Below are 14,458 nucleotides of genomic sequence, written 5' to 3'. Positions count from 1 at the left end.
GCCGTCAGCTCAGCGGTCGAGCCAGCACCAGCAGGCTGCCAGACCGCGCCGCGTCGAACGGCCGGTCCTCGAGGACGTCCCACCATGGCCCCGGTGGCGGCGGAGGCGGGCGGAGGGCATCCAGCGCCCGCGTCGGGACGATCACCATCAGCCCTCCACCGCTGCGGGCATAGCCTAGGAAGCCACCCGGGCCTGGCGGAAGGTCGAGCGGCGCATACCCCTCAAACAGTTCGGGCCGCGACGCGCGCAGCCGCAACAGGCGCTGGATCGCCCGCTGCTTGACCACACCTTGCGAGTCTTCGTCGATCGACGGGTTGCTGCCGCCCAACGCGGCGGCGCGCGCGATGTAGTCAACGGGGCGGCGGTTGTCCGGATCGACCAGGGAGAAATCCCACCACTCCGTGCCCTGATAGGGGTCGGGGATCCCCGGCAGCGTCAGCTGCAAGACGGTCTGCGCCAAGCCGTTGATGCGCGTCGGCAGCACCAACCTCGCCGCGAAGGCCGCGAGTTCATCGCGGAACGCGGCCGCGCGAGGGTCTTCCAGCAGCGCCGTCGCGAAATCCAACGTGGCCCGCTCGTACTCCTCCTGTGGATTCTCCCAGCGGGTGTGGCGCTTCGCCTCACGCATCGCCTTCGTCAGATATTCGCGCAGCCGGTCGGCGCCTAGCGGCCAGGCGCCGAGCAGGGTCTGCAGAATGAGCCATTCATCGGCGGGATCCGGCCCTTCGGCGCGGCGCAGCGGCGCGTTCATCTCCCGCCAGCGGGTGGCCACGGCGATCCACTCGTCCGGCTCCAGCGAGAGGAGGTTCAGTCGCGCCCGGACCTCCGGCCCGCGCTTGGTATCGTGAGTGGCGAGCGGCGTCAGGTCCAGCGGCTTCGCGGCGCCACGCCGCGCGGCCCATGCGTGGAACTCAGCGATCCCGCCGCCGGCAGCCTCGATCTCGCCACCGACCTCGTTGACGGAGACCAGCGCGACGGCCCGGTAGAACTCGGTATCCTCCAGCCCCTTCGCCATCAGCGGGCCGCTCAGCTGTTGGAAGCGGCGGCGCAGTTCGGCGGCCGCAGGGCCCTCGCCGGTCAGGACGACCTCGGTCAGCCAGCGCGCGGCGGCGGCCGTCCAGGGATCGCTCTCTGCCTCCACGGCGGCCAGCATGCGCTCCCAGAGCGCGCGATCCGCCGCGGCCGGGGCCGGGCCCGTGAGATAGCTGCGATAGACAGGGCAGCTCACCAGCAGCGCGGACAGCGCGGCGCGCAGCGTGGGCAGGGCGAATTCGACCGCGGCAACCGGCGCCGCGATGGAGAGCGCAAGGTCCGCGATCTGCTCCAGCTCGGGGGCAAAGCTCTCCTCCAGCATCTGGCGCTTGGCCGCGTGGAGGCGCGCCTCAGGCTCGCCCGTTACCCAGCCTTGCGCCTCCAGATGGGCCGCGAGCGCACGATAGCCCTCCGCGGAGACGAAGAGACGGTTCAGAACGTTCAGCCGCTCGTAGCCGGTGGTGCCGTCCACCGGCCAGCCGGGGCGAAGCTCCTCGCCGTGGCCGAGGATCTTCTCCACCACGATAGGCACGTCCGGGCCTACCGCCTCGCGCAGCCGCCGTGCATAGCCCTCGGGGTCGGCGAGGCCGTCGATATGGTCGATGCGAAGCCCGTCCACGCGCCCTTCCCGCACGAGGCCGAGCGCCAGGCGATGCGTGAGGGTAAAGACCTCCTCGCGCTCCACCCGCACACCGATCAGCTCGTTGATGTTGAAGAAGCGCCGGGAGGAGAGCGCGTCACGGCCGGAGCGCCAGTGCATCGGCCGCCAATGCTGCCGTTCCAGCAGGGCGGGCAGATCCTGCGCGTCCAGCGCGTTCTGCAGCCGCGCCTGCTCGCCCGGATCCAATTCCCGCACCGCCGCGCGCGCCTCCGCGAAATCCGGCGAGTGGTCCGAGTGCCAGAGATGAGCCTGTCGCGGCAGGCTGGCCGCTTCCAGCAGCCCCGCCGCATCCTCCCCGCGCAGGGGCCAGGCATGCTCGCCATAGGCGCAGGCGACGAGCCAGCCTTCGCCCGTCAGCTCGAGCTTGATGGCGCCTTGCGTCAGTGTTTCCGCCAGTGTGTCGCCAAGGACGGGCAGCAGCACCTGCGGATGACGCTCCCAGTCGATGTCGAAGATGCCGGCGGCCGCGCCTTCGCGTCCGCCCGCGAGCGCCCCCATCCACCAGGGATTGGCACGGTCCGCCGCCATATGGTTGGGAACGATGTCGAGCAGCAGCCCCATTCCCCTCGCGCCCAGGCCATCGCTCAATCGGCGGAAGCCCGCCTCGCCGCCGAGTTCGGGATTGATACGCGTGGGATCCACGACATCGTAGCCATGCGTCGAACCAGGCCGTGCTGCGAAGAGAGGCGAGGCGTAGAGATGACTGATGCCCAGCTCCTGCAGATAGGGAAGGATCGCCAAGGCATCGTCGAAGGTGAAGCCGGCGTGGAACTGCAGCCGGTAGGTCGCGCGCCAGTCGGGACGGCTCATGCGGGCTCGACCCAGGCGCAGGCCGACCAGGCGCCGAGCCGTGTATGCGTGCCGTCGAAGACGGCCTCGCCGACCGTCACGCCGTCCTGGCGCGGCTGAAGCCGGATCTCCGAAGGCACCACATCTGGATTGGCGAGCAGGCAGAGCACCCCTGCCTCGAACCGCCAGCGCCAGAAAAGGATCGCTCCCTCCCGCCGCAACTCCGCGCCACCATAGGTGCCGGCGAGAAGCGGCCAGACCAGCCGCCGGCGCTGCGCTGCCAGCGACCGGAAGGACACCAGGGCTTCGGGCGTCATGCGGTCCCAATCGAGCCTGGCGGATTCCATCGTCTCGGGCGCGAGCGGATCGGGCAGCTCGCCGGCTGTCGCGAAGAATTCGGCGAATTCCTTCGCTCGACCCTGCCGGACGGCGTCGGCGAGGTCCCCGGAAAAATCGCAGAAGAAGGGAAAGGGCGTCTCGATCCCCGCCTCCTCGCCCTGGAAGACCATGGGAATGGCCGGCCCGAGAAGCAGCAGGAAGCGCAGGAACGCCAGCCTCTCCGGCTCCACGGCGCCGGCCAGGCGGTCCCCCAGCGGGCGATTGCCGATCTGGTCGTGGTTCTGCGCGAAGTTGACGAAAGCTGTCGGCGGCAAGTGCGCGGAGCGCTCGCCTCTTGGCTCGCCCGCGCGATGAGCGGAAGCCTCTCCCTGATAGACGAAGCCCTCGGCCATCGCGCGCCCGAGCGCCGCCACCGGATCCTCCGCATAGTCGCCGTAATAGCCGGAGACCTCGCCTGTCACGGCGACGTGCAGCGCGTGGTGTGCATCGTCGTTCCACTGCGCGGTGTAGAAACGCGGCCGCCCTTCTGCATCGCGCTCCAGCCAGCGGGCGGCGTTGTGGTCGTTCTCCAGCACGAGCCAGGCTTCCGGCTTCACGGCGCGGCAAGCCTCGGCGAGCTCGGCCAGCAGCAGGTCTCCGCCGGGCGGGGCAAAGGCGTGCACGGCATCGAAGCGCAGCCCGTCGAAATCGTACTCGCCCAGCCACATCAGGGCGTTCTCGACGAAGAAACGACGCACGAGCGGCTGTTCCAGGTCGATCGCCGCGCCCCAGGGCGTGTGATGCGCTTCAGTGAAGAATTTCTTGGCGTAGGCCGGCAGAAAATTTCCCTCCGGACCGAAGTGATTGTAGACGACGTCGAGCATCACCCCGAGGCCGCGCTCATGAGCGGCATCCACCAGCACGCGGAGCGCTGCGGGCGATCCATAGGCCTCGTCGGGCGCGAAGGGCAGGACACCGTCATAGCCCCAGTTCCGCCGGCCCGGGAAATCGGCGACGGGCATCAGCTCGATGGCCGTGATGCCGTTTTCGGCGAAGTGGTCCAGCCGCCCGATCAGGGCCTCGAAGCTACCCTTGGGCGTCGCCGTGCCGACATGCAGCTCGGCCAGCACCACCTCATGCCAGGGGCGCGGTGGCCTGGCCTGCCGCAAGGGCGGTAGTTCGGCGCGCACCACGCTCCAACCCATGACGTCGCCGTCCTGCCGGCGCGCGGCAGGGTCGGGCACCGCGCGGCGGCCTCCCACCAGGAAGCGGTAGCGTTGGCCGGCGCGGGCTTCGGGAAGCAGAACCTCGAAGAAGCCATCCTCGACCGGCTCCATCGCCACGGGACCGCCTTCCGGCAAAGCGAGCGACACGCGCTTCGCGTCGGGCGCCCAGAGGCGGAACAACGTGCCTTCCGGCCGCAGCAGCGGCCCGAACAGCGGTCTCATGCGCGCGCCTCCCAGACGACGAGCGAGCGCCCCTCCGCGATCACCGTCTCGCCCGTCGCGCGCCGCTCGCCATCGAGTTGCGTCGATGTGTCCAGGACGGCCTCCCATTGGCCAGTCCCCCCCGGCGGGATGGTGAAGTCCACACCGTGATGCGCCGCGTTGAGCATGATGAGCAGGCTCACATCCCCCTGCACGGCCGGCGCGAGCCGCACCACGAGGCATTTCGCGTGCGGCTGGTTCCACTCCTCCTCGTTCATCCGCGCGCCGTTCACGGCGAACCACGCCACGTCGGGCACGCCGCGCTCGTTGCGTGCGCCCGTAAGGAAAGCCGGGCGCGACAGGGCGCTGCGCTTCTGCCGGAGATCGATGAGGCGCGCGACGAACTCCGCCAGCCCCTCGTCCGGCTTCTCCCAGTCGACCCAGCCGATCTCGTTGTCCTGGCAATAGGCGTTGTTGTTGCCGGACTGCGAATTGCCGATCTCGTCGCCCGCCAGCAGCATCGGCACGCCCTGCGAGAGCAGCAGCGTCGCCAGCAGATTGCGTTTCTGCCGCGCGCGGCGATCCAGCACCTCGGGGTCATCCGTCTCGCCCTCGGCGCCGGAGTTCCAGCTCTTGTTGTCGTCGTGGCCGTCGCGGTTGTCCTCGCCATTCGCTTCATTGTGCTTGTGGTCGTAGGAGACGAGGTCGTGCAGCGTGAAGCCGTCATGCGCAGTCACGAAGTTCACGCTGGACCAGGGCCGCCGCCGCCCCTGCTGGAACAGGTCGGACGAGGCGGCGAAGCGCGAGGCGAATGCCGGCAGCAATCCTTCCGAGCCCGTCCAGAAGTCCCTCACCACGTCGCGATAGTCACCGTTCCACTCGGAGAAGCCGGGCGGAAAATTCCCGAGCTGATAACCGCCCGGCCCGACGTCCCAGGGCTCCATGATCAGCTTCGTCTGTCCGAGGACCGGGTCCTGGCGGATCGCGTGGAACAGCGGGTGCCCCGGATCGAAGCCGTCAGCGCGGCGCCCGAGTGTCGTCGCGAGGTCGAAGCGGAAACCATCGACGCCATAGGTGGTGGCCCAGAGGCGCAGGCTGTCCATCACCATCTGCAGTACGCGCGGATGTTCGGTGTTCAGCGCATTCCCGCAACCCGTGAGGTTGTCGTAGTAGCGCGGCTGCCCCGGCATGAGGCGGTAGTAGCTCGCATTGTCGATCCCGCGCCACGACAAGCTGGGGCCCAGATGATTTCCCTCGCAGGTGTGGTTGTAGACCACGTCGAGGATGACCTCGATGCCGGCCTGATGCAGCCGATCCACCGCGACCGCGATTTCCTCCAGCCCGCCCGAACCCACATAGCGCGGCTCCGGTGCGAAGAAGCCCAAGGTGTTGTAGCCCCAGTAGTTGGCCAGCCCCTTCTCCACCAGGTTGCGATCCTGCGTGAAGGCCTGCACCGGCAGCAGCTCCAGCGCCGTCACGCCGAGCCGCTGGAGATGCTCGACCATGGGCGCCGAGCCCAGCGCCGCGAAGGTGCCGCGTGCCTGCTCCGGGATCAGGGGATGGCGCATGGTCAGGCCGCGCACATGCCCCTCGTAGATGATGGTCTTCGGCCAGAGGTTGCGCGGCTTGGCCGTCGCGGTCAGCGGCAGCTCGGCGATCACGCGCGCCTTCGGCATGAAAGCCGCGCTATCCCGTTCGTCCAGGGCAAGATCAGCGTCCTCCCCGCCCCCGATGGGATAGGCATGCAGCGCGTCATCCCACCGGATCTCGCCTACGAGCTGGCGGGCATAGGGGTCGAGCAACAGCTTCGCGGGGTTGAAGCGGTGGCCGGCCTCCGGGGCCCAGGGCCCATGGACCCGCCAGCCATAGACCTGACCACGGCCGACGCCCGGCAGATGGCAATGCCACACGCCGTCGGTGCATTCCGTGACCGGCACGCGTTCCTGCTCATTAGCGCCGGAATCATCGAAGAGGCAGAGCTCCACGCCCTCCGCATTGTCGGAAAAGAGCGCGAAGTTGGTGCCGCGTTGCGTGACAGTGGCCCCGAAGGGGAAAGGCGCCCCCGACTCCACGCGCCTCATGCGTTCGCGCCCGGCAGGCCGGGAATCACTGGCCGCGCCGCGCGGGCGGCTTCACGGGGGCGCCGGGGTCAGGAACCACCATCTCGTCGCCACCCGCAGCAGCAGCAGCAGCTTCGCCCGTCGCGCCAGTCACGACCGAGGAGGAGGGCGGGTCGCTAGCCGGGAAGCTACCCGCGACCTCCTTGTCGAGCTGCGCCTCCTCCTGGTCGATCTCGATCCTGGCCAGGAACCAGAAGCGCTGGTCATCGCCTTCCGGCGAACCCGACTCTTCCCAAAGCCGATGCGCCCTCTCGCGGATGCGCTGCTGAAGAAGCTCGTATTCGTCCGACATGATGTCCCCTGGAATTCAAGCAGGCCTGATCGCCCATGGAGACAAAACCCCGATTCCTCCCCCTCAGTTTCCGGGCCGGACACCGAATTTAAGGTATAACAATTGTTCTGAATCAGCAGACTAACCGTTACGGAGCCGTCGGATCGGTCAGTCTCGGGAAATCCCGGCCCCCAGCCCTCCATCCACCAGCAGGCAATGCCCGTTCACATAGGACGCCTCGTGCGAGATCAGGAACAGCGCGGCATAGGCCACTTCCCAGCCCGTCCCCTGGCGTCCGAAAGGCACCTGTGCCGCGCGGCTCGCGCGGTTGCGGCTGGCGTCGCGGCCCATCGGCGTGTCCATCAGCCCCGGCGCGAGGCTGTTGCAGCGGATGCCGCGCGGTTCGCCCGCGCGGGCGATGCTGCGGGCGAGCGCGACCTGCGCCGCCTTGGACGCTTCGTAAGCCGGGTTGCGCGATGCGGCGCGCTGGCTGGCCAAAGAGGAGATCACCACGATCGCGCCGCCCGGTGCCATGACCCGCAGGGCCTGCTGGGCGAAGATCATGTTGCTGCGGACATTCACGTCGAAGGTGCGGTCCCAGTCCGGCACTGTCAGCGCGTCCATCTGCTGGCGCGGCGAGATGCCGACATTCAGCACCAGCCCATCCAGCGCGCCGAGCGCATTCTCAGCCTCCACCAGGGCGCGACCGATCGCTTCCGGGTCGATGACGTCGGCCACCAACGGGACGGCGCGGCCGCCCTCGGCCTGGATGATGGCACAGGTCGCCGCCGCCGCCGCCGGCACCACATCGAGGCAGGCGACATGCGCGCCCTCCCGCGCGAAGAGCACGGCCATGGCGCGGCCATTGCCGATGGGCGGCTCCGGCTCCGGACTGGGCCGCTGGCCAGCGCCGACGACGAGGATGCGGCGGCTGGCGAGGCGCTGGCCTGCCGGAGCACGGCCCAGCGTCTCCGGATGGACGGAGCGGCTGGCGTCGGGCGCGGTGGGTGCGAGGTTCATCAGCCGACGCTCCGGTCCTGGCCCGCCCAGAAGGGCGCGCGCAACGCCTTCTTGTCGGGCTTGCCGAGCACGGTCAGGGGCAGGGTCTCGACAAAATCCACCGTCTTGGGCGTGCAGATCGCGCCCTTGCGATCGCGCACATAGGCCGCCAGTTCCTCGGCGGAAGCCTCCATCCCCGGACGCCGGACGATGATGGCCTTCACCGCTTCGCCCCACTTGGCGTCGGGGACGCCGATGACGGCCGCGGCCGAGACCGCCGGATGTGCGGTCAGCACGTCCTCCACCTCCTTCGGATAGACGTTGAAGCCGCCGGAGACGACCATGTCCTTCTTGCGGTCGACAATGAAGAAGAACCCCCGCTGGTCCTGCCAGGCCATGTCGCCGGTGTGGAGCCAGTCGTTCCGCAGCGCCTCGGCGGTCTGTTCCGGCGATTTCAGGTAGCCCGCCATCACCAGCGGTCCGCGCACGCATATCTCGCCGACCTCGCCCTGCTTCACCGGCTGGTCCCGATCGTCGAGCAACCGGACGGTGATGCCGGGATAGGGCTTGCCCGCGGAGGACAGGATGCGCTCGTCGGCATCGAGGTGGTCCAGGCGCGACAGCGTGAGGATGGCGCTCGGCGCTTCCGTCTGGCCGTAGCCTTGCTGGAGCACGGGACCGAAGACCGAGAGCGCCTCCTTGATGCGCGCGGGCGACATCGGGGCCGCGCCGTACATCAGCGTTTCCAGCCGCGAGAAGTCGGTGCTCCGCGTGCGCGGGTGATCCAGCAGCTTGTAGACCATGGTGGGCACCAGAAAGGTGGCCGTCGCCTGATGCTGCTCCAGTGCGTCGAGGAAGCGGTCGGGCTCGAAGCCCTTCTGCAGGATGACGGTGCCGCCCCGCCACAGGGTGGGCACCAGCGTCGCGCCGGCGCCGTGGGAGATCGGAGTGGGGCAGAGCAGGCGCGGCGCATCGCTCCACGCGCGCCCCGCCATCAGCAGCAGGCACTGCGTCACCACCGCGCGGCCATGCAGCATCACGCCCTTGGGGCGGCCGGTGGTGCCGCCGGTGTAGGCGAGCCGAATCACGTCCTCGGCCGTGGCTTCGTTGACGAGCGGTTGCGGCGTGAACTGGGCGGCGGCCTCCCAGAAGCCGGGCAGGTCACGGCCGGCGTCGTGCAGATACCAGTGCGCAATGCCTGGAAGTCTTTCGCGCAGCGCCGCGACGCGCTCGGCGTAGGATGGATCGGCCAGCATCAGCCGCGTCTCGGCGTGGTCGAGGATGTAGGCGTGATCCTCGATGCCGCCCATCGCCTGCAGCGTGACCGAGCGCAGGCCGAGCAGGTAACTCGCGGCCATGATGAAGAAGACTTCCGGCCGGTTGCCGGAAAGCTGGGCCACCGTGTCGCCCTTGCGCAGCCCCTGGGCGCGCAGGAGCTGCACCGCGCGGCTGATCTGGTCTCGCGTCTCGGCGAAGGTGAAGCGTCGCTCGCCGTCGATGAAGGCGATGCGCTCCGGATAACGGTCGAGCAGGGTGACGATCATGTCCCCGATGGTGCCGCTGTCGTAGACGCTCATTTTCCTCCGCCCCGCTTGACCGCGTGATTTCGTAGATGTCTACAGTATTTCGTAATAGGGCCAAAGCCGCAACCGGGAGGATCTCCGTGAATCACAAGCTGCAGCCGCCCCTGGCAGGCCTGCGCGTGCTGGACTTCTCCGAACTGCTGCCGGGTCCGTTCCTGACCGGCTGCCTGGCTGAGATGGGCGCGGAAGTCCTGAAGGTGGAGCGCCCGCCGGGCGGCGATCCGGTGCGGCGCCTCTCGCCCGGGATGTTCGGCGCGGTGAACCGCGGCAAGTCGAGCGTGCTAATCGACCTGAAGCAGGAGGCGGGGCGCGAGCACGCGCGGTCCCTGGTGCTGGAGGCGGATGTCCTGGTCGAGAGCTTCCGGCCCGGCGTGATGACGCGGCTGGGCCTCGGCCCGGCCGAGATGGCGGAGCTGAATCCGCGGCTGATCTACGCCTCGCTGAGCGGCTATGGCCAGGACGGTCCCTATGCCGCCGTGCCGGGGCACGACCTCAACTACCTCTCGGCGGCGGGGCTGAAATCCATCTCCTCCGGCACGGCGGGGGTGCCCGTCGCGGACCTTTGCGGCTCCGTCTATGGGCTGGCGGGCGTGTTGGCCGCGCTGGTGCAGCGTGGCGTGACGGGGCGTGGCCAGCACCTCGACATCGCGCTGGCCGAATGCGCCCTGCACTGGCTGAACCCGCGCCTGGGGCGCTTCGCCGGCGCGGGGGCGGGGACGCTGGAGGCACAACGCCGCATGGCGCTCGTCCGTCCCGCCTACGGCGCCTTCGCCTGCCGCGACGGGCGCAGCATCAGCATCGCCGCGCTCGAGGATCATTTCTGGAAGCGCCTGCTCGGCGTGATGGACCTCTCGCCCTATGACGGGCCCGCGCATGCCGGGTCGGCCGGCCGTGCGGCGGCCACCGACGAGGTCAACGCCCTGATCGCCGCACGCTGTGCCGCCGAGGACAGCGAGACGCTGCTGGCCCGCCTCCTGGAAGCGGACGTCCCCGCCGCTCCGGTGCTCGCCCCGGGAGAAGTCGCGAGCTTTCCGCAATTCGCCGCCCGCGGCACGATGCACGCCTCGGAGACCGGAGCCTTGGCGCGCTTTCCGGTGCGCCTCGAAGGGATGTACCAGCCCGGCCCCGCGCCCGCCCTGGGCCAAGCCACGGAGTTCGTATCATGACCGATCTTCCCCCCCGCATCGCCCGCGAGCTCGAAGGCAAGGTGGCGATCGTCACCGGTGCCGGGTCCCAGGCGGAGGGCATCGGCAATGGCCGCGCGGCCGCGCTGCTGCTGGCCGATGCCGGCGCGCATGTGGTGCTCGTCGACCGCGAGCGCGCGCCCGCCGAACGCACGGCGGAGATGATCGCCGACGACGGGTACGAGGCGCTAGTCGTGGTCGCCGATGTCACGCGCGAGGAAGAGTGCCGGCGCATCGTCAGGGCGGCGGTGGAACGCTTCGGCGGGGTGGACGTGCTGGTGAACAATGTCGGCATCGGCGGCGCCAAGGGAACGGCGGTGGAGACCGACCTGGCCGAGTGGAATCACGGCCTGCTGGTGAATGTCACCTCGATGATGCTGATGGCGAAATTCACCATTCCGGAGATGGCGAAGCGCGGCGGCGGCGCCATCGTGAACATCGCCTCCGTGGCCGGCCTGCGCGGCGGCACGCCCAACCTGCTCTACCCCACCTCCAAGGGAGCCGTGGTGAACATGACGCGCGCGATGGCGGTGCATCACGCGCGCGACAACATCCGGGTGAACTGCGTCTGCCCCGGCATGCTTCACACGCCCATGGTCTATGCGAAGGGCATGACGGCGGAGATGCGCGAGGCGAGGCGCAATCGCTCCCTGTTGCGGCGGGAGGGCAATGGCTGGGATTGCGGCGCGGCGGTACTGTACCTGGCTTCGGGCTACGCGCGCTGGGTGACGGGGACAATCCTGACGGTGGATGCGGGGGCCACGGCAACTACCTCGCTCGATCTGCCGGATCGGCGGGAGTACTAGCTAGGAACGCAGCCTGATCACGGCATCCAGGGCCAACACGCCCTGCGTGCCGATGCGGACCGGGTTGATCTCGATCTCCTCGAAGCCGTCCGGGCGCGCCTCCACCAGCCGGGACAGCGCCGCCATCGCCCGGGCCATTGCGTCGATGTCCAGCGGCGGCGCGCCGCGCATGCCCTGCAGCAGCGGGTAGCCGCGCAGTTCCCGCAGCATGCGGTGCGCCTCGGCCAGGTCCACTGGCAGCAGGCGGCGCGCGGCATCGCGCAGCAGCTCGACATGGATGCCGCCCAGGCCGCAGGTCATGACGTGGCCCAGCACCGGATCGCGCGAGATGGCGAGGATCATCTCCACGCCGCCAGGCGGCGCCATGCGCTCGACCAGCGCGCCATCGACGCGGGCGGCGGGAGCATGGCCCGCGGCGGCCTCCGTGACCTTCGCGTAGGCCGCCTCGACCTCCGCCGCGCTACTGAGGTTCAGCGCCACCCCGCCGATATCCGACTTGTGCAGGATGTCCGCGCTCGCGATCTTCAACGCCACCGGAAAGCCCAGGCGCGCCGCGCCGGCCTCGGCGGCGGAACGCGCGAGGATGCCCTCGGGCACCGGCAGGCCGGCATCCCGCAGCAGCGCCTTGCCCTCGACTTCGGACAGGGTGCGGATGACGGCGGGCGGAAGGTTGGCGCCGAGGCCGGGCGGCATCGGACCAGGCTCGCGCGCGCCATAGTCCACGAAGCGGCGGAATGCCTTGGCGGCATTGCGCAGGCTGCGCATGGGCACCAGCCCCGCCTCGGCAAAGCAGTGATAGGCCGGGCCGAGCCGCTCGCTCATCCAGACCGGAACCAGCGGCACGGGCGAACGGGCCTGCGCGGCCACCATGCGCTGCGCGACGGTCAGCGAGACCGAACCGTAGTCCAGCGGAAGCGGCATGGTCACCAGCGACACCTGCGGGTCGTTGGCCACGGCGGCCAGGGTGGTCTCGATCACGGCCGGGTTGGTGAGTGTGACGGTGGTGGTGTCCACCGGGTTGCCCAGCGCCGCGAAGGGCGGCAGCTCGGCGGCGAGGGCGGCGGTGGTCTCGGGCGCCAGTTCGGCCAGCACCAGCCCGGCCTGGCCCAGCATATCGGCTGCCAGCGCGCAGGCGCCGCCCGAGGACCCGAAAACGGCCAGCTTGTCACCGCCGCGCGGGCGCGCGCGGGACAGCAGCGAGGCGATGTCGACCAGTTCGTCGATGTCGTCCACCTCGATGATGCCGAGCTGCCGGAAGGCGGCGCTGTTCACCTCGGCCGAGCCGGTCAGCGAGGCGGTGTGGGACGCCGCGGCCTTCATCCCGTATTCGGAGCGGCCGATCTTCAGCGCGACGACGGGCTTGCCGGCCTCCGCGGCCGCGCGAGCCGCGGCGAGGAAGCGCGGCCCGTCCTTGATGCCTTCCAGGATGGTGCCGATCACCTTCACGTCCGGCGCGCCGGCCATGTAGTGGATGAAGTCCGCGACCTGCAGGTCCACCTCGTTGCCGGTGGAGCACCACAGCGCGAAGCCGGCGCCGCGCTGCATGGTCTGCAGCAGGTTGCGCCCGAGCCCGCCGCCCTGGGTCGCGAGGCCGATGGGCCCCGGACGCAGGTCGTCCTTGAAGGCGGGCGAGAAGGTGAAGCCCAGCCGCTTGTTGATGTTGGTCACACCCGGGCAATTCGGCCCGTAGAGCCGCATGCCGCTCTCCCGCGCCAGCGCCAGCATCTCCGCCTCGACGACGCGGCCTTCGTCGCCGGTCTCGCCGAAGCCGGAAGTGAGGATGACGCAAATGCGCACGCCCAGCGCCGCGCATTCGCGAAGGGCCTCCATCACCCCGGCGGCTGGTACCGCGATCACCGCCAGGTCGGGCGTGGAGGGCAGGTCGGCCACGCGCTTGTGGCAGGCGAGGCCGCGGACCTCCGCCCGGCTCGCATTCACCAGATGCAGCGTGCCGCGGAAATCGGAGTGGTCGATGATGTTGGCGAGCGTCCGCCCGCCGACGCTCGCCGCACGTTCGGAAGCCCCCACCAGCACGACCGAGCGCGGGTCGAAGAGCTGGGTCAGGTCGGTGAAGCCGTTCATGCGAGGGCCGACATGCCGAGGATCTCGCGCCCGGCAATGAGAGTCTGGATCTCGGTCGTGCCCTCCGGGATCATGCCGCCCCGGGTATCCCGGAAAATGCGCTCGATGGGATAGTCGGTGGAGTAGCCGAGCCCGCCATGCACCTGCAGCGCCATGTTCGCCACCTCATGCGCCGCCTCGGTGGCGTAGAGCTTGGCGATGGAGCATTCGGTGCGCGCGTCGCGGCCGCGATCCAGTGCGACGGCGGCGTTGTAGGAGAGGGCGCGGGCGGCCTCGGTCCGGATGGTCATGTCCACGATATGCTTCTGGATGAGCTGGAAGCTGCCGATGGGGCGGCCGAACTGTTGGCGCGACCGGGCATATTCCACGGAGAGATCGAGCGCCGCCTGTGCCGCGCCGACGGCGCCCATGGCGATGTTCACACGCGCGGCATTCAGCCCCTTCAGGACGTTCTTGAACGCACCGCCTTCCTCGCCCAACAGGTTCTCGCGCGGGATGGTCACGTCGTGGAAGCCCAGCTCCGCCGTGCCGGTGCAGCGCAGGACCATGGTGTCCAGCGGCCGCACGTCATAGGGCGAGACATCGCGCTCCACGATGAAGGCCGAGAGCTTGCCCTCGCAATCCGGGCTGAAGGTGCGGGCTATGACGATGGCGAAATCGGCATTCGCGCCGTTGGTGATCCACATCTTGCGGCCGTTCAGGACGTAGCTGTCGCCGCGGCGGTCGCTCCGCATCTGCACGCCCGCCGCGTTGGAGCCGGTGTCGGGCTCGGTCAGGCCGAAGCAGGCGCGCCGCGTGTTGTGCAGGAGCGGGCGCAGGAAGCGCTCGTGCTGCTCGGGCGTGCCGTAGGCATGGAGGCGATTGATGGCGCCGTTGGTGATGTTCACCAGCGTGCGGAGGGACATCCAGTAGTAGCCCGTCTGCTCCAGCAGCATGCCCCAGGTGACGTAGTCCAGCCCGAAGCCGCCATCCTCCTCGGGCAGGCGGCCGCCCAGGTATCCGAACTGGCGCAGCTCGCCCAGCACCTCGAAGGGGAAGGTCTTCTGCGCCTCGTGCCGGTTGATGACAGGCGCGATCTCCCGCTCGATGAAGCGGCGGACGTTGTCGCGCAGCAATTCCTGTTCAGGCGTCAGGTCGACGGCCACGCTTCCCTCCCGAGCGATTTGTTGACCCCATGGTATCTATA

Annotated in this window: 10 protein-coding genes; 2 read left to right on the top strand and 8 right to left on the bottom strand. The window is 69.5% G+C overall.

Going from position 1 to position 14,458, the window contains the following annotated elements; genetic code table 11:
• Positions 1 to 4: 4 nt before the first annotated feature.
• From treY to WJM96_RS05050, 6 genes are all read right to left on the bottom strand, one after another.
• The gene (gene treY / locus WJM96_RS05075) at positions 5 to 2,503 is read right to left on the bottom strand and encodes a malto-oligosyltrehalose synthase (protein ID WP_424811342.1); all 2,499 of its coding nucleotides are present in this window, start codon (positions 2,501 to 2,503) and stop codon (positions 5 to 7) included.
• On the bottom strand, positions 2,500 to 4,248 hold the full coding sequence (gene treZ, locus WJM96_RS05070; protein ID WP_424811340.1) for a malto-oligosyltrehalose trehalohydrolase: 1,749 nt from the start codon (positions 4,246 to 4,248) through the stop codon (positions 2,500 to 2,502). Before treZ ends, treY begins: the two co-directional genes overlap by 4 nt.
• Positions 4,245 to 6,308, bottom strand: coding sequence for a glycogen debranching protein GlgX (gene glgX / locus WJM96_RS05065; RefSeq protein ID WP_424811339.1), 2,064 nt, complete (start codon positions 6,306 to 6,308; stop codon positions 4,245 to 4,247). Before glgX ends, treZ begins: the two co-directional genes overlap by 4 nt.
• A 25-nt stretch (positions 6,309 to 6,333) precedes the next feature.
• Positions 6,334 to 6,639, bottom strand: coding sequence for a DUF2934 domain-containing protein (locus WJM96_RS05060; RefSeq protein WP_424811338.1), 306 nt, complete (start codon positions 6,637 to 6,639; stop codon positions 6,334 to 6,336).
• Positions 6,640 to 6,786: 147 nt separating this feature from the next.
• Positions 6,787 to 7,638: an SDR family NAD(P)-dependent oxidoreductase gene (locus tag WJM96_RS05055; protein WP_424811336.1), complete on the bottom strand. Its 852-nt coding sequence runs from the start codon at positions 7,636 to 7,638 to the stop codon at positions 6,787 to 6,789.
• Positions 7,638 to 9,194: an AMP-binding protein gene (locus WJM96_RS05050; protein WP_424811335.1), complete on the bottom strand. Its 1,557-nt coding sequence runs from the start codon at positions 9,192 to 9,194 to the stop codon at positions 7,638 to 7,640. The genes WJM96_RS05055 and WJM96_RS05050 overlap by 1 nt, the downstream gene beginning before the upstream one ends.
• Before the next feature lie 86 nt (positions 9,195 to 9,280).
• Between WJM96_RS05050 and WJM96_RS05045 the strand changes: the two genes are divergently transcribed.
• Both WJM96_RS05045 and WJM96_RS05040 read left to right on the top strand, forming a co-directional pair.
• Entirely contained in the window at positions 9,281 to 10,366 is a 1,086-nt protein-coding gene (locus WJM96_RS05045) for a CaiB/BaiF CoA transferase family protein (protein ID WP_424811334.1), read from the top strand.
• Positions 10,363 to 11,190, top strand: coding sequence for an SDR family NAD(P)-dependent oxidoreductase (locus WJM96_RS05040; protein WP_424811333.1), 828 nt, complete (start codon positions 10,363 to 10,365; stop codon positions 11,188 to 11,190). Before WJM96_RS05045 ends, WJM96_RS05040 begins: the two co-directional genes overlap by 4 nt.
• Here the strand turns inward: WJM96_RS05040 and WJM96_RS05035 are convergent, their stop codons facing one another.
• Both WJM96_RS05035 and WJM96_RS05030 read right to left on the bottom strand, forming a co-directional pair.
• A complete protein-coding gene (locus WJM96_RS05035; protein ID WP_424811332.1) occupies positions 11,191 to 13,272 on the bottom strand; it encodes an acetate--CoA ligase family protein in 2,082 nt (693 codons plus the stop codon).
• The gene (locus WJM96_RS05030; protein ID WP_424811331.1) at positions 13,269 to 14,417 is read right to left on the bottom strand and encodes an acyl-CoA dehydrogenase family protein; all 1,149 of its coding nucleotides are present in this window, start codon (positions 14,415 to 14,417) and stop codon (positions 13,269 to 13,271) included. Before WJM96_RS05030 ends, WJM96_RS05035 begins: the two co-directional genes overlap by 4 nt.
• Positions 14,418 to 14,458 lie beyond the last annotated feature (41 nt).

It is taken from the genome of Roseococcus sp. YIM B11640 (assembly GCF_049727625.1).
Taxonomy (GTDB): Bacteria; Pseudomonadota; Alphaproteobacteria; order Acetobacterales; family Acetobacteraceae; genus Roseococcus.
This window is presented reverse-complemented; position numbering and strand designations above follow the sequence as displayed.

What these genes read in the sequence shown, in the direction of transcription:
- treY (WP_424811342.1), bottom strand. Translation starts at nt 2,503, where the DNA reads ATGAGCCGTCCCGACTGGCGCGCGACCTACCGGCTGCAGTTCCACGCC.
- treZ (WP_424811340.1), bottom strand. Translation starts at nt 4,248, where the DNA reads ATGAGACCGCTGTTCGGGCCGCTGCTGCGGCCGGAAGGCACGTTGTTC.
- glgX (WP_424811339.1), bottom strand. Translation starts at nt 6,308, where the DNA reads ATGAGGCGCGTGGAGTCGGGGGCGCCTTTCCCCTTCGGGGCCACTGTC.
- WJM96_RS05060 (WP_424811338.1), bottom strand. Translation starts at nt 6,639, where the DNA reads ATGTCGGACGAATACGAGCTTCTTCAGCAGCGCATCCGCGAGAGGGCG.
- WJM96_RS05055 (WP_424811336.1), bottom strand. Translation starts at nt 7,638, where the DNA reads ATGAACCTCGCACCCACCGCGCCCGACGCCAGCCGCTCCGTCCATCCG.
- WJM96_RS05050 (WP_424811335.1), bottom strand. Translation starts at nt 9,194, where the DNA reads ATGAGCGTCTACGACAGCGGCACCATCGGGGACATGATCGTCACCCTG.
- WJM96_RS05040 (WP_424811333.1), top strand. Translation starts at nt 10,363, where the DNA reads ATGACCGATCTTCCCCCCCGCATCGCCCGCGAGCTCGAAGGCAAGGTG.
- WJM96_RS05035 (WP_424811332.1), bottom strand. Translation starts at nt 13,272, where the DNA reads ATGAACGGCTTCACCGACCTGACCCAGCTCTTCGACCCGCGCTCGGTC.